Annotated in this window: 20 protein-coding genes and 2 tRNA genes; 7 read left to right on the top strand and 15 right to left on the bottom strand. The window is 38.3% G+C overall.

The window, feature by feature from the left end; translation table 11 throughout:
* Positions 1 to 13 precede the first annotated feature (13 nt).
* The 4 genes from cgtA to IO68_RS17970 all read right to left on the bottom strand — a co-directional run bounded on the left by cgtA (position 14) and on the right by IO68_RS17970 (position 4,364).
* The gene (gene cgtA, locus IO68_RS17955; RefSeq protein ID WP_007479946.1) at positions 14 to 1,231 is read right to left on the bottom strand and encodes an Obg family GTPase CgtA; all 1,218 of its coding nucleotides are present in this window, start codon (positions 1,229 to 1,231) and stop codon (positions 14 to 16) included.
* A 113-nt stretch (positions 1,232 to 1,344) separates the two neighbouring features.
* Positions 1,345 to 2,025: a hypothetical protein gene (locus IO68_RS17960; protein WP_004880717.1), complete on the bottom strand. Its 681-nt coding sequence runs from the start codon at positions 2,023 to 2,025 to the stop codon at positions 1,345 to 1,347.
* Positions 2,025 to 2,768: a hypothetical protein gene (locus IO68_RS17965; protein ID WP_023012400.1), complete on the bottom strand. Its 744-nt coding sequence runs from the start codon at positions 2,766 to 2,768 to the stop codon at positions 2,025 to 2,027. The genes IO68_RS17960 and IO68_RS17965 overlap by 1 nt, the downstream gene beginning before the upstream one ends.
* Before the next feature lie 138 nt (positions 2,769 to 2,906).
* The gene (locus IO68_RS17970) at positions 2,907 to 4,364 is read right to left on the bottom strand and encodes a glyceraldehyde-3-phosphate dehydrogenase (protein WP_004880721.1); all 1,458 of its coding nucleotides are present in this window, start codon (positions 4,362 to 4,364) and stop codon (positions 2,907 to 2,909) included.
* Positions 4,365 to 4,746: 382 nt separating this feature from the next.
* Here IO68_RS17970 and IO68_RS17975 point away from each other — a divergent pair, with 382 nt between their 5' ends.
* The gene (locus IO68_RS17975) at positions 4,747 to 4,992 is read left to right on the top strand and encodes a hypothetical protein (RefSeq protein ID WP_023012401.1); all 246 of its coding nucleotides are present in this window, start codon (positions 4,747 to 4,749) and stop codon (positions 4,990 to 4,992) included.
* Positions 4,993 to 5,010: 18 nt separating this feature from the next.
* Here the strand turns inward: IO68_RS17975 and rarD are convergent, their stop codons facing one another.
* The 4 genes from rarD to IO68_RS17995 all read right to left on the bottom strand — a co-directional run bounded on the left by rarD (position 5,011) and on the right by IO68_RS17995 (position 9,567).
* Positions 5,011 to 5,955 carry an EamA family transporter RarD gene (rarD, locus tag IO68_RS17980; RefSeq protein ID WP_023012402.1) on the bottom strand — a complete coding sequence of 315 codons (945 nt, stop codon included), beginning with the start codon at positions 5,953 to 5,955 and terminating at the stop codon, positions 5,011 to 5,013.
* 104 nt (positions 5,956 to 6,059) lie between these two features.
* Positions 6,060 to 6,644: a lipocalin family protein gene (locus IO68_RS17985; RefSeq protein WP_007479933.1), complete on the bottom strand. Its 585-nt coding sequence runs from the start codon at positions 6,642 to 6,644 to the stop codon at positions 6,060 to 6,062.
* Between the two features lie 120 nt (positions 6,645 to 6,764).
* Positions 6,765 to 8,789, bottom strand: coding sequence for an excinuclease ABC subunit UvrB (gene uvrB / locus IO68_RS17990; protein ID WP_023012403.1), 2,025 nt, complete (start codon positions 8,787 to 8,789; stop codon positions 6,765 to 6,767).
* A gap of 85 nt (positions 8,790 to 8,874) precedes the next feature.
* Positions 8,875 to 9,567 (bottom strand): SDR family NAD(P)-dependent oxidoreductase, encoded by a 693-nt coding sequence (locus tag IO68_RS17995; protein WP_023012404.1) that lies wholly within the window; start codon positions 9,565 to 9,567, stop codon positions 8,875 to 8,877.
* 223 nt (positions 9,568 to 9,790) lie between these two features.
* On the opposite strand from IO68_RS17995, the gene IO68_RS18000 reads away from it, so the two are divergent.
* Positions 9,791 to 10,585 carry a hypothetical protein gene (locus tag IO68_RS18000; protein ID WP_023012405.1) on the top strand — a complete coding sequence of 265 codons (795 nt, stop codon included), beginning with the start codon at positions 9,791 to 9,793 and terminating at the stop codon, positions 10,583 to 10,585.
* Positions 10,586 to 10,621: 36 nt separating this feature from the next.
* Here the strand turns inward: IO68_RS18000 and IO68_RS18005 are convergent, their stop codons facing one another.
* Positions 10,622 to 10,801: a hypothetical protein gene (locus IO68_RS18005; protein ID WP_004880736.1), complete on the bottom strand. Its 180-nt coding sequence runs from the start codon at positions 10,799 to 10,801 to the stop codon at positions 10,622 to 10,624.
* 199 nt (positions 10,802 to 11,000) lie between these two features.
* Here IO68_RS18005 and IO68_RS18010 point away from each other — a divergent pair, with 199 nt between their 5' ends.
* Positions 11,001 to 12,233, top strand: coding sequence for a pyridoxal phosphate-dependent aminotransferase (locus tag IO68_RS18010; protein ID WP_023012406.1), 1,233 nt, complete (start codon positions 11,001 to 11,003; stop codon positions 12,231 to 12,233).
* A gap of 46 nt (positions 12,234 to 12,279) precedes the next feature.
* Here the strand turns inward: IO68_RS18010 and IO68_RS18015 are convergent, their stop codons facing one another.
* Positions 12,280 to 12,705 (bottom strand): hypothetical protein, encoded by a 426-nt coding sequence (locus tag IO68_RS18015; RefSeq protein ID WP_004880740.1) that lies wholly within the window; start codon positions 12,703 to 12,705, stop codon positions 12,280 to 12,282.
* Between the two features lie 234 nt (positions 12,706 to 12,939).
* Between IO68_RS18015 and IO68_RS18020 the strand changes: the two genes are divergently transcribed.
* The 3 genes from IO68_RS18020 (at position 12,940) to IO68_RS0116800 (ending at position 13,760) form a co-directional block, all read left to right on the top strand.
* Positions 12,940 to 13,015 (top strand) — tRNA-Asn (locus IO68_RS18020).
* A 170-nt stretch (positions 13,016 to 13,185) separates the two neighbouring features.
* A tRNA-Asn gene (locus IO68_RS18025) sits at positions 13,186 to 13,261 on the top strand.
* 58 nt (positions 13,262 to 13,319) lie between these two features.
* Complete coding sequence (locus tag IO68_RS0116800; RefSeq protein WP_031234638.1) at positions 13,320 to 13,760, top strand: DUF2726 domain-containing protein; 441 nt, start codon at positions 13,320 to 13,322, stop codon at positions 13,758 to 13,760.
* 9 nt (positions 13,761 to 13,769) lie between these two features.
* On the opposite strand, the gene IO68_RS18030 is transcribed toward IO68_RS0116800, so the two are convergent.
* From IO68_RS18030 to glnA, 5 genes are all read right to left on the bottom strand, one after another.
* Entirely contained in the window at positions 13,770 to 13,979 is a 210-nt protein-coding gene (locus IO68_RS18030; protein WP_007479918.1) for a hypothetical protein, read from the bottom strand.
* A gap of 108 nt (positions 13,980 to 14,087) precedes the next feature.
* Positions 14,088 to 15,533, bottom strand: a complete 1,446-nt coding sequence (locus IO68_RS18035) for an alpha/beta hydrolase family protein (protein ID WP_023012408.1) — start codon at positions 15,531 to 15,533, stop codon at positions 14,088 to 14,090.
* A gap of 111 nt (positions 15,534 to 15,644) precedes the next feature.
* Complete coding sequence (gene ubiA, locus IO68_RS18040) at positions 15,645 to 16,526, bottom strand: 4-hydroxybenzoate octaprenyltransferase (RefSeq protein WP_023012409.1); 882 nt, start codon at positions 16,524 to 16,526, stop codon at positions 15,645 to 15,647.
* Positions 16,527 to 16,541: 15 nt separating this feature from the next.
* Positions 16,542 to 17,033 (bottom strand): chorismate--pyruvate lyase family protein, encoded by a 492-nt coding sequence (locus tag IO68_RS18045; protein ID WP_019384948.1) that lies wholly within the window; start codon positions 17,031 to 17,033, stop codon positions 16,542 to 16,544.
* A gap of 124 nt (positions 17,034 to 17,157) precedes the next feature.
* The gene (gene glnA, locus IO68_RS18050; RefSeq protein ID WP_171054769.1) at positions 17,158 to 18,573 is read right to left on the bottom strand and encodes a type I glutamate--ammonia ligase; all 1,416 of its coding nucleotides are present in this window, start codon (positions 18,571 to 18,573) and stop codon (positions 17,158 to 17,160) included.
* A gap of 610 nt (positions 18,574 to 19,183) precedes the next feature.
* On the opposite strand from glnA, the gene IO68_RS18055 reads away from it, so the two are divergent.
* Positions 19,184 to 19,768: an anthranilate synthase component II gene (locus IO68_RS18055; protein ID WP_004880761.1), complete on the top strand. Its 585-nt coding sequence runs from the start codon at positions 19,184 to 19,186 to the stop codon at positions 19,766 to 19,768.
* The last annotated feature ends 58 nt before the right edge of the window (positions 19,769 to 19,826 follow it).

Here is a 19,826-nt window from a genome sequence, read left to right on the forward strand (position 1 = left end):
CTTCCTCGGTTTACTAGTCACGAACGTAGATGCTTTCTACGCCGCCATCATCTTCATCGTCATCAAAGTCTTCATCATCGTCAAAGTCAGCTTCACGCTGAGCTTTACGCATTGCACGATATGCTTCTTTTGCTGCGATGGTTTGTTCACGTGTCTCAGCTTCAAGCTGCTCACGGAATGCTTTAATCTCTGCCGCGTACTCTGGATCTTCAACTTCGCGTTCACGTTGTTGTTCAATTTGATCCATTAAGTAATAAACCACATCCTTGGTTCCTTCTGACATAAGACCAGAAGTTTTGAATACTGGACCAGTCCATTGCAACTCATCAAGAATGTGCTGACACCACTCTTCTCTTGACTCTTCAGGAATTTGATCAAGCTTATTTAATACAAGAACCACAGGAAGTTTTGCCAATGTCGGAGAGAATTTTAATAACTCACCTAAAATTGCTCTTGCATTGTGTGCTGGGTCAGAACCATCAATTGGTTGAACATCAACAATATGCAAAAGAATACGTGTACGAGCCAAGTGTTTAAGGAAACGAATCCCTAGACCTGCACCCTCTGCTGCACCTTCGATCAAGCCTGGAATATCAGCCATTACAAACGAACGATGGCGATCAGCATCGACCACACCTAAGTTTGGCACCATTGTCGTAAATGGATAATCAGCAACTTTCGGTTTTGCCGCACTGACTGCACGAATAAATGTTGATTTACCCGCATTTGGCATACCGAGTAAGCCGACATCAGCAAGTACTTTAAGTTCTAAACGTACTTCACGGTATTCACCTTTGATACCATGGGTACATTTACGTGGAGCACGGTTAGTCGATGATTTAAAGTGTGTGTTTCCTAAACCACCATCACCACCATTAGCAACTTTCACACGTTGACCATCAGCAACCAAGTCACCAATAATATCGCCTGATTCTGTATCAACAATGGTCGTACCTACAGGTACTTTTAAAATGACATCTTCACCGCCACGACCAGAACAATTCGCACCTGAACCATTTTTACCACGTTCAGCGCGGAATCGACGCGTATATCGGTAGTCTACGAGCGTGCTAGTGTCATCATCGGCTTGAATATAAATACTTCCGCCACGTCCACCATCACCACCATCTGGACCACCAAAAGGGACAAATTTTTCACGGCGAAAACTGGCTACGCCATTGCCACCGTCGCCAGCCTCTACGGTTATGACTGCTTCATCAACAAAGCGCATGTGCCAATCCTCTGAAATCTTAAAAGCGGACTATTTTGCCACATTTTAATAAATTTCTCGAATAGAATAATCAGCAAATACGTATCAAACATTAAAAAAGATTTTTATTCCTATTAAGGTTTCACATTCTTCAATGGCAACTCCATCTGCATATCTAAATTTGCTTTAGTTTGCTGAACTGAGTTAAACATCGTGGCATTAAAAGATGAGATATTAGTCATATTCACCGCATCATTCATATAAAAGCTTGGTTTAAACTGATGTTTCACAGGTAAATTTACTGATTCATCAAAACCAAAATGAACAGGTCCACTAAATACGATTTTTACAGGAACGGTATAAGTCCGCTTCAATTGAAACGGAATGTCGAGCTTTACGGGTACATTTAGTTTTAATGGAAATTTCGGTAATAATTTATTTTGGTAAATTAAGTCAGTACTCGTTTCAACAGGCATGACCTGATCAACTTTGAGCATCGTTTCATAGTTAATATTTACGGTAATCGGTGTTTCTACTTCAAAACTTAAATCCGCTAAATATTTACCTTTCAAAGGAAGTTGTAGAGTTCGATCAATATCCAAGGTTGTATTGAGTTGACCCTGTGATTTTACTCGTAAATGATCACCCACCTGAATTTGTGTAGCCAATGATTCAGGCAGGCGGATATCCGCCTGTTGTGCAGAAACAATCAAAGATGCTTGTATGTTCAAATACAACCAAAACAAGATTGCAACTAACGTTGTGAGTATTACAAAACTGATGACGAAGCTTTTAATCGATTTGGTGATATCCATTATTCACCTATTTTTACGTCACGAGGTTTTGCAGGCTCATCTACAGGTTGAGTTTTAACTCGATCCAAATACATCGTTGAAAGTGGAATTTTCAACTTCCCTTCAGCAATTTTAACTGGAAGCGTATTTTTTACGTCAACCGATGCATTTAGCTCAGATGTAATAGGTACATTTAATTTGCCTTGAATAGGAATATTGGCATTAAGTTGTGCTTTTAATGGGATATTTAAGTTTTCTTTTAAAACAGTACGAACTGGCGCATCAAATTTTAAATGAACTTTTTGATTTAAAGGAACTTGGATATTAATCGGCACATCCAGTTGCAAAGGAATAGACCCTTTCAAGGGTAAAGTGACATCTTTACCTAAAATTTTAACTTGGACTTTTGTATCGATTGGCAGACTTTGATTAACCTTAATCGTTTCATTGACAGGAATTGTGGTGCTGATCGGCACCAAATTATCAAAATACACCCGTGGTGTTAATGTTTGTGTCAACGGAACATTCAGTTGCTCATCTATTGGAATTTTTGCATCCACGCGGCCATCCACATCGACATTTAATGCATCTTTCACTTTTACACGAACTTGTAATGGCTCTTGTAAATCAATCGCAACATCTTGATTTTTGAGTGGGATATAAATATTAAAATGTTTAAATACCCACATGGCAATATAAACACCACACAGGTTAGCAACAATAATTAGGCCAAAAATCGCCAGCACACGTTTAAACTGCAACAATGAAGTATTCCTAACAAATCATTTCCCTTTGTGGTTATTCTCATCGATTTTTATGTTTTAATCTGCATAGATTCTGTACAGTCAATAAAAAAGCCCAGTTTAAACTGGGCTTTTATTGTATAGCTTTGCTAACAAATATTATGCATTTGTTTCAGCAGGAACTTTTGCATAGCTTACGCCACACATTTGTTCAGCGATACGTAATACTTGGCAGCTATAACCAACTTCGTTATCGTACCAAACATACGCAGTTAAACGGTTACCAGAAGTGATTGTTGCTTGTGCATCAAATACACCCGCTGTACGAGAACCGATAAAGTCGCTCGATACAACTTCTGTTGAGTTGGTATAACCAATTTGACCTTGTAACTTAGAGTTAATCGAAATTTGACGAATGTATTCGTTCACTTCTTCACGATCAACTTCTTTGTCTAAAGTTAAGTTCAAGATAGCAAGAGAAACGTTTGGTGTTGGAACACGTACTGAGTTACCAGTTAACTTACCTTTAAGTGCTGGTAATGCTTTTGCAACTGCTTTTGCCGCACCAGTTTCAGTAATAACCATGTTCAATGTTGCAGCACGACCGCGACGATCTGCTTTATGGTAGTTGTCGATTAAGTTCTGGTCATTTGTAAATGAATGAACTGTTTCAACATGACCATTTAACACTTTGTATTTGTCATCTAAAACTTTTAATACAGGTGTAATTGCATTTGTTGTACAGCTTGCAGCAGAGATGATTTTGTCTTCATCTAAGATGTCAGCTTGGTTCACACCAAATACAACGTTCTTCATGTCACCCTTACCAGGTGCAGTCAACACAACGCGAGCAACGCCAGCACATTGTAAATGCTGAGCTAAACCATCAACATCACGCCATTTACCAGTGTTGTCGATAAGAAGTGCATTATCAATGCCATATGCCGTGTAATCTACTTCGCTTGGGCTAGAAGCGTAAATTACTTTGATGAATTGACCATTTGCGATGATCGCTTCGTTTTCTTCATCAACAGAGATCGTACCGTCGAAAGTACCGTGAATAGAGTCACGACGTAATAACGAAGCACGCTTAGCTAAGTCACCATCAGATGATTTACGCACAACGATTGCTTTAAGGCTTAAACCACGACCCAAACCAGATTGGCTGATGATTAAGCGCGCTAAGATACGACCGATACGACCAAAACCGTAAAGAACAACATCTTTAGGCTCAGCAGCAGTTGAGTTACCTTGGATTGGAGCAACAGCTTGTGCAACAAATGCATCAACATCGCCACCTTGGTTCTTGTATTCAACAGCAAGTTTGCCGATATCAACTTCAGCTGAACCAATGTTTTCAACTTTCATTAACGCTTCTAAAATAGGGAACGTATTTACAACTGAAAGCTCAACATCAAGCATACGAGTACGACGGTGAGTTTTTAAAATTTGGATTACTGAACGGTTAATTAAAGAACGACCGTAAACAGAAACCACGATGTTTTTCTCACGGTACAATTGACCAATTAATGTAATCATACGTTCCGCGATTTCTTCACGGTTTTTCCAACGACCTTGGTGTTCTGCGTGTAGGGCAACGATAGTTTCTTTGCTCACAGTTACGTCCTCTAATTTATATATACTGGGCGTGAATTTTTAAAACGCCATTATTGTAATAGAATTATCATCAAGATTGAATCAAAAGCTGCTAAACGAGCTAAGATTTTGTACTAATTGACTATAAATTCATAAAATACCTATAATTATTTTTGTGAATTTTGGTGAATATTCATTTTCATGACCCGCTTGAGTTGATTTTTACTCATACGGATGATGAAGCTACTGATAAATATAGTTATCCTTTACACGATCCTAATAACTACAACAAACAGTAGGATCAAAAATTAAAATCACCAATCGAATAAAACCAACCTAATGAAATATAATAATAAAAATTATATTTCAACTCATTACAACACTTAACTAACTCAAGGTAAAAATGAATTTTAAAATATGGTTATTACTCATTAGCATTCCTCTCGCCTGTGAAGTCTCTATGGGCTTTATCGGATTATTTGGACTGCTACTCACAAATATTGTCTATTTTCCTATTTCTTGGATTGGTGATCCCTTTTTCAACTGCAACGGTGAGGTTGGTTGTCTGCCTAAGGAATATGGACGTATTTTAATGTTTCTCACCATTAACCTAATGTACTACTTATATGCGAAGTTTAAAGGTCTTTAGTTCAAAACTAGACTCATATTAATCTTGCTGATTGTCACTCAGCCGTTTTGAATATTGTTGTAAATTCAATTCCAAATGTTGTTTACGTAGTCTTTGTTGATACAGATGTATCGCCCCTTCGATCACTAAAACCAAGACGGCTAACCAAATCGGTATATAAGTAAGCCATTCTTCTGCACCTATTTTTTCTCCTAGCATTAAAGACACTAATGCTAATAAAACTGGCTCTAAATATCCCAACAACCCAAAAATAATCAGTGGTAAGTATCGACTTGCTAAAAGATAACATCCCAAACCAATCGCACTTAATGCGCCTAAGCCCATGACGATAAAGGTTAAACCTGGATGGTCAAAAAACTTCAAATAAGGTGTGATACCTGTTTGTGTCAAATAAATTGCAATAGGTAAAATCAATATAAGATCCCACCAAAATCCACCTAAATTATCAGTATTGATTTTTTTTCGAATCACAAAATAAGCTGCATAACCTATTGCGACCAAAGCCGTTTCCCACGCAATACTCCCCAAACGCCACATTTCGTGTCCTACACCAAACACTGCGAGTAACACAGCCAAACACTGTAACTTAGAAAGTTTTTCTCCATATAAAACACTTCCAGCGAGCACCAGTACAAGAGGTAATAGAAAATAACCAAGCGAAACCTGCAATCCCCTACCATGCATCGGCCCCCATAAAAAAAGCCATAATTGCGCAGAGGTTAGAACCGAGGTTAGTATTAACAAGAGGAGTAAACTCGGCTTTGCTAATACTCTTTGGAAAATAGTTTTGATATGAACCAAATCACCACTCAACCACATAAATAGAGTTAAAAATGGCAAGGTCGCAATGATACGCCAACCAAAGGTTTGCTCACTATCCAATGCACCTAAAAATTGGGTATAAAAATAAAGAACACCAAAGGTCACAGAAGCCAAAACTGAATACGCAATTCCCTTAAACATTTTGACCTCTGGATAGAAAAGTGGTTCAAGAAAAACTTGATTAATCCACTATATGAGAAATAAAAAACCATGCAAGCGCATGGTTTAAAAATAAAGTGCTGTTTCTAGCGATGTTCAGGGTAAATAATATCATTAATCTCATAGCCAAGGGACTTGGCATAATTTAGATATTCATGAATCACTTCTTTTTTCGGATTTGGTGTTCGTGAAAGCACCCATAAATATTTTCGCTTCGGCTCTCCGACTAATACTGTCTGATAATCTTCATCAAGTTTTAAAATCCAGTAATCCCCTCGCCCAACAGGAATCCAACGAACACCTTCAGGTAGGAAACTTACGCTTAATTTAGTATTAAAGGGTGCATTCACGACAAATGCTTCACCAAGACTTTGCTGAAGATTTCCATCAACGTCATAGCATTTATTATCGACAACAATATTGCCATTTTCATTTACGGTATACGTTGCTGAAACGTTATACGCACACTTACGTTCGAAATACATCGGCTTGCGAGCAACTTCGTACCAAACACCCAAATATTTATCTAACTCGACTTTCTCAACGGTTGGTAAAGGTTTGGCTTGTGCATAAGAGATTGTTGCTACAGCCAATCCAGTTAAAACAGCTCCACCCACTGCAATTTTTGCTAAACGCCAACTCGCTTTTGGAAAATTTTTAATAAAGGGCATCAGAAATCCTCAAAGCAGAAATTTGTTATAAATAGTCATATACTTAACTTAGAAACATAGCCTAATTTATAAACAAAAACTGTTGCGATATGTATCACTTTTGAGGATTTCTCAACTTATTTAAGACTGCAACATATGTGCTTTTAAACGCACGATTTCATCACGAAGTCGCGCTGCTTGCTCAAATTGTAGCTCTTTCGATGCTTTCAACATTTCCTTTTCCAACTTAGCAATATGTTTTGCAAATAACTTTGGATCAGAAAGCAAATGTTGTTCATCAGCACTAATTGACTGAGCTTGCTCAAGCACTTTTTCATCGATTTCATCATCGGTCAGCACTTCGCCCGTATCAATTTCTTTAATTGTTTGGCGAACTGCACTGCGTGGTGTAATTCCATGAAGTTCATTAAACTCAATTTGCTTATTACGACGGCGCTCAGTCTCATCCATCGCTTTACGCATAGAGTCTGTAATGCGATCAGCATATAAAATGGCCTTACCTTTCACATTACGCGCTGCACGCCCAATCGTTTGAATCAATGACCGTTCTGAGCGCAAGAAACCTTCTTTATCCGCATCCAAAATTGCAACTAGAGATACTTCTGGCATGTCCAAACCTTCACGCAGTAAGTTAATTCCTACCAAAACATCATGTACACCTGTACGTAACTCATGAATAATTTTGACACGCTCGACCGTATCAATATCGGAATGTAGATAAGCAACTTTAACCCCATACTCTTTGAGATATGATGTTAAATCCTCAGCCATACGTTTGGTCAACGTCGTCACAAGAACACGTTCATTCAACTGCTTACGAATATTAATTTCTGATAGCACATCATCGACTTGGGTCAGTACAGGTCTTACTTCAATTTCAGGATCAATCAATCCCGTTGGACGAACCACCTGCTCTACCACTTGCTCTGACTTTTCCAACTCATATTGCGCAGGTGTTGCACTGACAAATACGGTTGTTGGGACAATACGTTCCCACTCTTCAAACTTCATTGGACGGTTATCCAATGCACTTGGTAAACGGAATCCATAATTCACCAAATTTTCTTTACGCGAGCGGTCACCTTTGTACATCGCCCCAATTTGAGGAACGGTTACATGCGATTCATCAATAATCAATAACGCATCTTCAGGAATATAATCAAATAAGGTTGGAGGCGCTTCTCCAGCCGAACGCCCAGATAAATGACGTGAATAGTTTTCAATGCCATTGGTATACCCCAATTGCTGCATCATTTCTAAGTCATAACGGGTACGTTGCTCAATACGCTGTGCTTCGAGCAATTTGTCATTGTCTTTAAAAAATTTAAGTTGATCTTTGAGTTCATCTTTAATGGTATCAATCGCACGAGTCAAATGGTCTTTCGGCGTGACATAGTGGCTTTTTGGATAAATCGTCACACGCGGAACTTTCCGTACTAATTTCCCCGTCAATGGATCAAACCAACGAATCGAATCAACTTCATCGTCAAACAACTCTACCCGAATGGCATCTTTATCCGATTCTGCTGGGAAAATATCAATAATTTCACCACGGATACGATATGTACCACGTAAGAATTCTAATTCATTACGCGTATATTGCATTTCAACGAGACGGCGAATGATCTCATCTCGGCTCACTCGATCGCCTTGTACAATATGCAACAGCATTTGCATATAGGCATTTGGATCACCCAAGCCATAAATCGCTGAAACTGATGCAACGATAATGGCATCTCGACGCTCTAACAACGCACGCGTTGCAGAAAGTCGCATCTGATCAATGTGATCATTGATCGCTGAGTCTTTTTCGATGAAGGTATCTGAAGAAGGTACATAGGCTTCAGGTTGATAATAATCGTAATAACTAACGAAATACTCAACTGCATTGTTCGGGAAAAATGCTTTAAATTCACCATAGAGTTGTGCGGCTAACGTTTTATTATGCGCCATGATAATGGTTGGTCGCTGCGTCTGAGCAATCACATTTGCCATGGTATAGGTCTTCCCCGACCCCGTTACCCCAAGTAGCAACTGATTACGAAAACCTTGGTCAATTCCTTTGACTAATTTTTCAATTGCCTGTGGTTGATCACCCGCAGGTTGGTAATTTGTCACTAAATCGAAAGGTTGATTTTCGCTCACAAGTACACTCTTTGATAAAATTTAAACGATAGTTTAACAAATCAATTTGGGCGAATTGATACTTTTCAAGATTAGTTTCATTTAATTAATACGGTAACAGCTGCCCATCCCAATTTAAAAGCTTTCCATTTTGATGTGCTGTTAAATTCTGCATAATTGTTATCAATCGTTCAGCTGTTTGTTCAGCGCTATACAGTTTTTCTGGTGAAATATTGCGCTGAAATGGCTTGGATAATGCTGAATCAGTCGTTCCAGGATGCACGCTTGCGACAATAATGTTAGACGATTTACGTGACCATTCGATACTTAAATTTTTAATAAACATATTTAATGCTGTTTTGGTCATTCGATAACTGTACCACCCACCTAAGGCATTATCTTCAATAATTCCAACTTTGGCTGATAATGATAGCCATTTTAAATCATAGTTTTTGTTCAAAATAGGTGCTAAGGCTTGCGCTAGATGAACATGTGTCATAACGTTTTGTGATAACGACTTATAAACCCATTCATCATGAATTTGGCTTAAGCTCTTTTCAGGCATATAACCATTTTCATGTAAAACACCAGCACAACAATAAACCTCTGTGGGTTGAATATGACTTAAAAACTCCTGAATCAATTTGATTTGACTTGATTCAGATAAGTCAGCCTGTAAATCACAATCCCTTAGACGTTGTCGGCTAATACAAAATACCTTCTTCTGAGCCTGCTTATTTAACAACTCAAAAAGTGCTCGTCCTATTCCACCTGAAGCACCTGCGATAACAATACTCATATGCGTAGACTATATATTCACCACTTGAAAGTTTGAGCTTAAACAACAAGATGTGAATTCCGTGTTAGCTATATTTATTCTCTATGATACAAGTAGTTTTTCAAGCTAAAATTATGCTTAACAAATTGAAATTATTAACATAACAATTAAATATTTTTTTACTTGACCCTAGTACCAATCAATAGCAACATGAGTAGAACGATAACCTAAAATATGAATTCGAATGACTTACCAATACCATGATGAAACCATAGTAACGGAACTCCCTGAAGATACGGTCTTTGTATTTGGCAGTAATCTTGCTGGCATACACGATAGTGGTGCGGCTCGTGTTGCAGCACAGCATTTTGCTGCGGTAAAAGGTGTCGGTCGTGGTTGGGCTGGACAAAGTTTTGCGATTCCAACACTCAATGAACACATCCAACAAATGCCACTCTCTCAAATTGAGCATTATGTGGATGATTTTAAAATCTACGCAAAAAATCACCCAAAAATGAAATACTTTTTGACGGCTTTAGGGTGCGGTATTGCAGGCTATAAAGTTTCAGAAATCGCCCCATTATTTAAAGGCATTCACAGCAATGTTATCTTCCCAGAATCATTCCGCCCTTATATCGAAGAAGATGCAGTTTCTCAATTTCCAAATTTAACAGCAGCAACAGTACATGCGTTTATTAATGATGAAGTTATTTTTTACTTCAATCATGGTTATGAATCATTTGAAGAAGCATTAAACCAAACTCAATTATCTGCAGCTGAAAAAGCGATTGCTCTTGTTGTATTAAATGAAGAACTTTATCCGCGTGATCGTTATGGTCGGGGTAGAGAGCATGAGATCAAGGATATTCTAGGTAAATTGAATGGTAAGATTTTTAATTTCCAGAACAATTCTGAAGGTGCAATGATTTTTGTGAGTGTGATTATTGCCTTGATGGAACTCTATGACATTGATGAATATGATTTTATTAAACTTTGGCGTGGTGAACTAGAAATACAACATCCTCTAAACCGTCATTAGTAATAAAAAAGCCAATCATATCGATTGGCTTTTTTATTAACGTTTACCCATAGAACGGCGTGTCCCACGAGGTGGCATCCACGTACGATCAGCATATTGTTCAGGTTTTGGACGAACCTGATTATGCGTTGCATCATCATCGTCATTTTGCGCAGATGGCATCGGGAATGGTAATTTCACCAAAGCTTTCTTCGCTTTAGGATTTTCGGTACTCATTGAAATTCTCTCGAAATCTAAATTTCTAGTCGCTATTGTAATAGATTTTTGCGGTATTTATAAAAATAAAAAATGTAAAAAACACCTCTGTGTATTTGGTAACTTTTTATTCAAACACGGTAAGTTTCGACCACTTTTAAGTCTATTTAAGCTAAGATAGCTTGCTTTTATTTTTAATCCCATAAGAAGGAATAATGCCGTGGACGTACGTCTCTCTGATCGTGTCAATGCTATCAAACCGTCCCCTACACTTGCAGTAACAAACAAAGCTGCTGAGCTTAAAGCTGCTGGTAAGAACGTGATTGGTTTAGGTGCAGGCGAACCAGACTTTGATACCCCTCAACACATCAAAGATGCTGCAATTGAAGCGATTAATAATGGCTTTACAAAATACACAGCTGTAGACGGTACTCCAAGTTTAAAAAAAGCAATTATTGCGAAACTCAAACGCGATAACAATTTAGACTATCAAGCAAATCAAATTTTGGTTTCTTGTGGTGGTAAACAAAGTTTCTTTAACTTAGCACTTGCTTTGTTAAATAAAGGTGACGAGGTCATTATCCCTGCTCCATTCTGGGTAAGCTATCCAGATATGGTGATTATTGCTGAAGGTACACCAGTAATCGTGAAATGTGGCGAAGAGCAACGCTTCAAAATCACACCAGAACAATTAGAAGCGGCAATCACACCAAACACACGCTTGGTGGTATTAAACAGCCCGTCAAACCCAACAGGTATGATCTATACCAAAGCTGAACTCGAAGCTATAGCAGAAGTCTTGCGTCGCCATCCACAAGTTTTTGTTGCTTCTGATGACATGTATGAACCAATTCGTTGGGAAGATGAGTTCTACAACATCGCAACTGTTGCACCTGATTTATATGACCGTACCATCGTTCTCAATGGTGTCTCTAAAGCATATGCAATGACAGGCTGGCGTATCGGTTATGCTGCTGGTCCTGCAAAAATCATTGGTGCAATGAAAAAAATCCAATCGCAATCAACTTCAAACCCGACTTCAATTTCACAAGTCGCTGCTGAAGCTGCATTGAATGGTCCGCAAGATGTATTACAGCCAATGATCGAAGCATTTAAACGTCGTCACGATTTAGTGGTAAATGGCTTAAATGAAATCAATGGTATTTCTTGCTTACCAGCTGACGGTGCTTTTTACGCATACGCAAACATTCGTCCGCTTATTCGTGCAAAAGGTTTAAAATCTTGCACAGAGTTTTCTGAATGGTTACTTGAAGAAACAGGCGTTGCTGTTGTTCCTGGTGATGCGTTTGGTTTAGGTGGATTTATGCGTATTTCTTATGCAACTGCTGACGAAGTTTTAGTAGATGCTTTAGCGCGCATCAAAAAAGCTGCTGATTCAATTGAAGGTGTTGATGCTGCAATTGCATCAATCGAAGCAGAAAAAACAGCTTAACACCTAAAAAGATGTAAAAAGCCTGTTTCGACAGGCTTTTTTATTATCAAGAAAGACGCTGCGGACGAGATAAACTTAAGTAATGACAATAAAAGGGAAAACTTTCATTCAAACTTATTTTTTGAATCTTTTGCTCTAGTACATTCCACGCATAAGCATGCGCTTGTTTGAAAAGTCCTTGCTTCTCAAATGCAAATAAGAATAAAGCATTTTCCCTATTCTCTAAGTTTTTATTTGATAATAAATTTCGAGATTTTTCGAGAATTTGTAATTGATGTTCAGTCCACTTATCACCAAACCAAAGCTGTAATAAATCACCTAAATACAGCCGCTCATCACTGAAAGCAGCGAAATGTATATTGGCATTTTCAACAGATTGATAATATTGTGTAGGATTTTGAATGATATCTAAATAATTTTCTTGATAATAAGAAAGATTTGAAAAGATAGATTGAATACTGAGAATAGTCATTTTGACCTCCGATTTAGCCATTTTAGTGCTGGCAAGTAGGGTTAAATCCACACTGCTTAGATAGATATCTAAACGCTTTCTACCTCGAATCTAGCAATAGCATTTCCAAAGTTCAAGTTATTTTTTAAATTTCAAACTAATTGAGCAAATAAAAACCATACGATATAAAAATGAAGAAAACATGACACTTTTAACTTGACCGATTTCAAAAGCCCCCTATAATGGCATTCAGATTCTCCCATAGCTCAGTCGGTAGAGCGACGGACTGTTAATCCGCAGGTCCCTGGTTCGAGCCCAGGTGGGAGAGCCAAGATTCTAAAAGCCCTTATCATTGATAAGGGCTTTTTTAATGCTCAATTATTTTAATTATAAGAAATGTCTGAAAATGATGATAAAAAGTACAATTAAATCAATATTTAATTTTTTTCTTATGAATGACTTGACCATCCTCTACTTCATGCATAGAATGCATATCCAGATTCTCCCATAGCTCAGTCGGTAGAGCGACGGACTGTTAATCCGCAGGTCCCTGGTTCGAGCCCAGGTGGGAGAGCCAAGATTCTAAAAACCCACTCTTCATGAGTGGGTTTTTTTATTCACAGCTCAATAAGAATATGTTTCAATCCAGCCAAATTATTTTCATCCTTATTGGATGTATCAGTACAGCACTTCTTTTATATAGCTGCCTACCCGTTTTCTTTAGAAAACAAAAATTCTTCGCACGACCCGTTATTACCTCATTTGAATCACAAATGTTTCTACGATTACAACAAGCTTTTCCTAATGATCATGTATTGGTTCAGGTTGCATTTAGCGCACTCATAACAAGTGATCATTATAAATTAAGAAATAAGTTCAATCGAAAAGTGACTGATTTTGTGGTGTTAAATAGAGAGATGAAGGTTATTGCGATTGTTGAATTAGATGACCCAAGTCATATAGGTAAAGAGCTAGAAGACCAGCAGAGAGATCAAATGCTAAAAGAGGCAGGTTATTTCGTACAACGTTATACGCAAATTCCATCTGTAAAACAGCTACAGATGGATATTCGCTGAATTTGGTCTTTATGGTTGATTTTCTGCAACTTGCTCAGCATTTTTCTGCTGTTCAAATTTTTTAGCAATTTCGGCATGTTGCTGGTCATATTTACGCTTAGTTTCAGCATCACTCTTTGCAGCCAGAAATGCCATACCCACAATAAAAATTGGAATGAGTAAACCCAAACTCATTAACAACCAAGGAATACGTCTCTTTTCAGCAGCGTTCTGACTCATAAAGGATTCTGTCTCAAATTAAGCCTTAATAGAATGCAACAATATAACAAAAAAAGAGCCTCTATAAAGAGGCTCCTTGCTTAAAATTAAAATCACAGTTTTGTGGGGTTAAAATAATCCCGTACAGTGCGGACTTTGACTCGCATCTTTTTGCGCATCAGTTAGTACAATACCTGTACCCGCAGACATATTGGCTTGAATAAAATCTACAGCTTTGGCATTTTCACAAATGATTGCTTGAGTATGAGTCGCATTCGGAACAATCTTCAACTCATAACCATTTTCATAACCTGCTTGTGGGAAGAACTGTAAAGCCTTCGCTTTCATGTTGGCAAACATACTTTGTGTCACCACGGGGAGTACAGCTTGATCTTTCTCTCCCTGAAGCATCAATACAGGAGTTTTAATTACCTTTTCAGCTGTGGCATTTGTTGCCGGCTGAGTTGATTTTAAAAACTCTTGCACAACAGGATCTGTTTTAAACTTCGTCAGATCAATACCGTATCCTGACAGTTGATGTGTTGGATCGACTAAGTAAGCAACGATCCCTGCTTTGAATTTCTCATGTAAACCATTTGCAGCATCTTCACCAGAATAACTCAAACAAGCCCCATCATCACCATTACGCCCATAAGCTAACTCAGCAATATCAGCCGCACCTGATGTAAAGATTGTTTTCAAATCATAGTTTGGTTGCTCTGCTTTGATCCCCGCACTTGCTAAAGCAGCATAAGCTAACAATTCAGCATAACCATCTGCTATTTCTTCAATTTTTGCTTGACCTTGTGCAGGTGTAAGAAGGTTATTTGCAACTGCATAACGCACTTGTAACAAGCTCTCATCGAGCTTACTTACAGGCTTAGGTTGACCATTCGTATCAAGATTAAATTGCGGATCAATATAAATTTGGATAATAGTCCCTAAACTTGATGCTGGTGCGCCTGCTACTGCCCCTTTATAACTCACATCCGCATTAGCAAACTCTGCCGTACCCAATGATGCATGACCACCTTGTGATTGGCCAATCGACATCCACTCACCGTTCAACTGCGTGCCATAATGATCTTTTGCAGCTTTAACCGCAGCAAGTGCAGACTTCGCCTCACTAGACAAGTTTAAATATGGGTGAACTCCAGATGTACCCAAACCCTCATAATCTGGAGCAACGATCACATAACCTGCTGCCAACAAACTATCTGCCAGGATTCTAAATCGAGGATTAATTAGATTATTACTTGGTGCACAGCTATCACCCACCCCAACCGTCCCATGCTCCCAAATAACAACTCTATAGCCATCTTTCGGTTGGATCGCTTTTGGAAATATCACCATTGCCGTAGCTTCCGCTGTTTTCCCCTGAACATTCGTCATATTGTAGGTCATGACTTTGATCGAAGAAGCATTATCTATACTGTCCTTAGCATAGTTACTTTCATACAAATATGTCTTGTCGGAATCAGCACGCTTATTGTCATCTCCATTATCATTACATGCTGATAAAAACAGTGCTGAAATTGAGAACGTCATTGCCAATGCAATTTTTGACCGTTTCATAAAATATCCTTTTAGTCTTTGTCTTTTTTTTAAGCATGAAACTACATGCACTGTTATTAATACATAAAAAAAGTGCCCTTGTATAGGACACTTTTCAACTATTCAGTCAGATTAAGATATTAATTCTAAAAAAATTCCTGCAAAAATAATCATTCCAACCCATCGATTGTGACGGAATGCCCAAAAACAGATTTGTGGATCACGTTCTTTGGTTTTTATTGCTTGATAAATAAAATCTAATCCTACGAATATCAATGCGATTAACCCAAATGGCAGCAAAAGATTTTCTAAATATAGTGCAGTGCCTATTAAGCCTAAACTAACAATTTGCAGTAATCCTATAATTTGAATATCAAATCGCCCAAACAAAATTGCGGTAGATTTCACACCAATTTTTAAATCGTATTCACGATCAGTAATTGCATATTGAGTATCGTAGGCAACAGTCCACGCTAAATTACCAAAATATAATAACCAACATGTCAAATCAGGTGTTTTCCCTACTGCTGCATAAGCCATAGGGATTGACCACGAAAATGCCGCACCTAAAAACACTTGTGGCAGATGCGTATAGCGTTTCATAAAAGGATAAATAAAGGCTAAAAATAGCGCCCCAAATGACCAATAAAACGCTTCAATTGGTAAGAAAAATAATAAGCATGCGCTTGCTATAACTAAGCCCAAAAATACGAATACAGCTTCTCTTGCCTTAATCACACCTGTTGCTAAAGGGCGATTCTTAGTCCGTTCAACATGGGCATCAACTTTTCGGTCAGCAAAATCATTAATTGCACAACCAGCCGCTCTCATAAAAAAACAGCCTAAAACCATGATTACAAGTACTTTTAAATCAGGAATACCCTTTGAAGCAATCCATAATGCCCACATTGTCGGCCACAAAACCAGTTCTGTACCAATTGGTTTATCAAAACGACATAAATAGTAATAGGCTTCTAAACGCTGCCGCCAAGAGATATGTTGCACTGTTTCCATGAAGAATCCTTAGAGTCAATGCTGTCGAATAAACTGTTCAAAAGCTGGCAAGAAAGTTTCTTGCACAATGAATTTACAACCGTGCCACGTATAACAACTTTGCCTAGTCCAACCCTCTGCAAGATAGATCACACGTCGCTCACACTTAGGGTCTGTACGTTGAAATAAGAACCACCCAATCGGTTTGTTCCCGATATGCTTAAATATACGCGCTTTTTTTTGCAAACTTAGAATCGGAAAAATACTTTTGGCTTTTACCCAAGCTTCGGACTCACTACCATAAAGATTGGTTTCTCTTACCCATGCGATATGCTGATAAGGCATCCGCATCCACTGGCTGTCCGTAAAAGTTAGACGTTGATAATGTTCTTTTATTCGCTCTACATGAAACTCACCATCACCTAGATCGGTGAGCTGCTGTGTTAGTGAACCTGACGCATACAACCATTTTTTTAATTCAGCTGGGATCTCTTTGCCTTTTATTCTGTTTGGTCGTAAATTTCGCATGCGTTGCCCACTAAAAACATCGCGTTTAGTTTACATGAATTTTTCAGTAAATATGTACAATCTTCCAATCTATTAATGACATAAAAAAAGCTCGCCGAAGCGAGCTTTTCTGAATAACAATGTATTACAAGCTGTAGTACATGTCGAATTCAACTGGGTGAGTAGTCGTGTTAAGACGACGTACATCTTCAGTTTTAAGTTCGATATATGCTTCAAGCATTTCTTTAGTGAACACGCCACCTTTTAACAAGAACTCGTGATCAGCTTGAAGTGCTTCAATCGCCATTTCCAAGTTGTGAGCAACTGTTGGGATTTTTGCTTCTTCTTCAGGAGGAAGATCGTACAAGTTCTTGTCAGCTGCTTCACCTGGATGGATCTTGTTCTGGATACCATCAAGACCAGCCATCAACAATGCAGCAAAACCTAAGTATGGGTTCATCATTGGATCTGGGAAACGAGCTTCGATACGCTTGCCTTTAGGGCTAGAAACATATGGAATACGGATTGACGCAGAACGGTTACGTGCTGAGTAAGCAAGCATAATTGGCGCTTCATAGTGAGGAACCAAACGCTTATAAGAGTTCGTAGATGGGTTAGTAATCGCATTTAATGCACGCGCGTGCTTGATTACACCACCAATGAAGAATAATGCCATTTCAGATAAACCAGCATATTCATCACCAGCAAACAAGTTCTTGCCATCTTTAGAGATAGACATGTGAACATGCATACCTGAACCGTTATCACCCACCATTGGCTTAGGCATGAATGTTGCTGTTTTGCCATATTGGTGAGCAACGTTCCAAACAGCATATTTGAACTGTTGTACTTCGTCAGCTTTGCGAACCATTGTATTGAAGCTCACACCAATTTCTAATTGGCAAGAAGCAACTTCGTGGTGATGTACTTCTACGCGGCCAGGGCCCATGATGTCTTCGATACGAGCACACATTTCAGCACGCATATCTTGGTGAGAATCAACTGGAGGAACTGGGAAATAACCACCTTTAACACGCGGACGGTGACCAGAGTTACCAGCTTCGTAATCTTTACCAGTAGACCAAGCAGCTTCTTCAGCGATTAATGTATGGCGAGCGCCAGACATATCGATGTCCCATTTTACTTCGTCAAATACGAAGAATTCTGGTTCTGGACCAAAGAATGCAGTATCACCGATACCTGTAGATTTTAAATATTCTTCAGCACGACGAGCAATCGAACGTGGGTCACGCTCGTAACCTTGACCAGTAGATGGCTCGATTACGTCACAAGTTACAACAACTGTAGGCTCAGCAAAGAACGGGTCAAGAAAACCTGTTTCAGCATCTGGACGTAAGATCATGTCAGAAGCTTCAATGCCTTTCCAACCAGCGATTGAAGAACCATCAAACATTTTACCGTCTTCAAATGTATCTTCATCAATCGTGTCAGCTGGGTAAGTTACGTGTTGCTCTTTACCCTTAGTATCAGTAAAGCGAAAATCGACCCATTTTGCGCCACTTTCTTTGATGAGTTGAAGGACCTTGTTCGCCATGCTCATTTGCTCCAATGAAATTTATATGCACTTGTTAAGTGCGTGTTAGTTGTTGGGATATAATTAGCAATTATCATACCAACAATTATAAAGCATACCTAAAACATTGAAATTCTTTACAGAAAAAATGCTTTAAGCTCCATATCCTATGTCCACTATAATGTTTATATTCGCAAATGCACCATATTCACACATTTCTATTTTAGCGCGTCCCCAAAAAAGACATTATGAACCAAAATAGTGCAGAACATATGATAAAGAACCAATGTAGTGCCAATTACGCCATCATTTGTTAGCATAAATTGGCTTTTTATATCATTCTTTTCAGCTTGATTCCAATCAATTCATTTAGACTTTAGATTCACTTTGTGTTTATTTTATCAAGTCTTTCAATTACAAAACTTTATTCTTCATTTTTTGTCGTTTTTTTGCTGAACAAAGTTTATAAACATTCAGACTCATTCTTGCGATTTCACTCACATTGATTCTTTGTTTTTGTTATGATGACTCTCCTCTATGATTCTATCATTTCTTGTTTTTTCAAATTTTAGAATTTAGAGTGAATCCACAAAGTCGAAAACACAATTAAAGTGTATATTTTCAAAAGGTTATAATCATGCTTCTAATGATTGACAATTATGACTCATTTACTTACAACATCGTTCAATATTTTGGCGAGTTAAATCAAGAAGTAAAAGTTGTTCGTAATGATCAAGTTACATTAGAGGACATCGAACGATGGCAGCCCAAATACCTTGTGATTGGCCCTGGCCCTTGTTCTCCAACTGAAGCTGGTATCTCAATTCCTGCAATTAATCATTTCGCAGGTAAAATTCCTCTACTCGGCGTATGTTTAGGGCATCAGTCTATTGGCCAAGCTTTTGGTGGCAATATCATTCGCGCCAAAACTGTGATGCACGGTCGATTATCGGATATGTACCATAGCGATAAAGGTATTTTCAGTAATTTACCATCACCTTTTTCTGCAACACGCTATCATTCACTTGTAATTGAACAAGAGACACTTCCTGATTGTCTAGAAGTCACCTGTTGGACCAATCAAGCAGATGGAACAATTGAAGAAATTATGGGTGTAAAACATAAAACTCTTCCTGTGGAAGGTGTTCAATTCCACCCTGAATCAATTCTCAGTGAACATGGGCATCAAATCTTTAAAAATTTCTTAGAAATTTATGCATAAGTCAGTCTAAATTTAAAATATACAGCCCTCTAAACAATGGGCTGTTATTATTTTGAGC

Origin of the sequence: Acinetobacter sp. COS3 (assembly GCF_000475335.1) — a bacterium.
In the GTDB taxonomy this organism is placed as follows: domain Bacteria; phylum Pseudomonadota; class Gammaproteobacteria; order Pseudomonadales; family Moraxellaceae; genus Acinetobacter; species Acinetobacter venetianus.

Bases quoted from the DNA above. Each gene is read 5' to 3' on its own strand.
- cgtA (WP_007479946.1), bottom strand. From the start codon at position 1,231: ATGCGCTTTGTTGATGAAGCAGTCATAACCGTAGAGGCTGGCGACGGT.
- IO68_RS17960 (WP_004880717.1), bottom strand. From the start codon at position 2,025: ATGGATATCACCAAATCGATTAAAAGCTTCGTCATCAGTTTTGTAATA.
- IO68_RS17975 (WP_023012401.1), top strand. From the start codon at position 4,747: ATGAATTTTAAAATATGGTTATTACTCATTAGCATTCCTCTCGCCTGT.
- rarD (WP_023012402.1), bottom strand. From the start codon at position 5,955: ATGTTTAAGGGAATTGCGTATTCAGTTTTGGCTTCTGTGACCTTTGGT.
- IO68_RS17985 (WP_007479933.1), bottom strand. From the start codon at position 6,644: ATGCCCTTTATTAAAAATTTTCCAAAAGCGAGTTGGCGTTTAGCAAAA.
- IO68_RS17995 (WP_023012404.1), bottom strand. From the start codon at position 9,567: ATGAGTATTGTTATCGCAGGTGCTTCAGGTGGAATAGGACGAGCACTT.
- IO68_RS18000 (WP_023012405.1), top strand. From the start codon at position 9,791: ATGACTTACCAATACCATGATGAAACCATAGTAACGGAACTCCCTGAA.
- IO68_RS18005 (WP_004880736.1), bottom strand. From the start codon at position 10,801: ATGAGTACCGAAAATCCTAAAGCGAAGAAAGCTTTGGTGAAATTACCA.
- IO68_RS18015 (WP_004880740.1), bottom strand. From the start codon at position 12,705: ATGACTATTCTCAGTATTCAATCTATCTTTTCAAATCTTTCTTATTAT.
- IO68_RS0116800 (WP_031234638.1), top strand. From the start codon at position 13,320: ATGTTTCAATCCAGCCAAATTATTTTCATCCTTATTGGATGTATCAGT.
- IO68_RS18030 (WP_007479918.1), bottom strand. From the start codon at position 13,979: ATGAGTCAGAACGCTGCTGAAAAGAGACGTATTCCTTGGTTGTTAATG.
- IO68_RS18035 (WP_023012408.1), bottom strand. From the start codon at position 15,533: ATGAAACGGTCAAAAATTGCATTGGCAATGACGTTCTCAATTTCAGCA.
- ubiA (WP_023012409.1), bottom strand. From the start codon at position 16,526: ATGGAAACAGTGCAACATATCTCTTGGCGGCAGCGTTTAGAAGCCTAT.
- IO68_RS18045 (WP_019384948.1), bottom strand. From the start codon at position 17,033: ATGCGAAATTTACGACCAAACAGAATAAAAGGCAAAGAGATCCCAGCT.
- glnA (WP_171054769.1), bottom strand. From the start codon at position 18,573: ATGAGCATGGCGAACAAGGTCCTTCAACTCATCAAAGAAAGTGGCGCA.
- IO68_RS18055 (WP_004880761.1), top strand. From the start codon at position 19,184: ATGCTTCTAATGATTGACAATTATGACTCATTTACTTACAACATCGTT.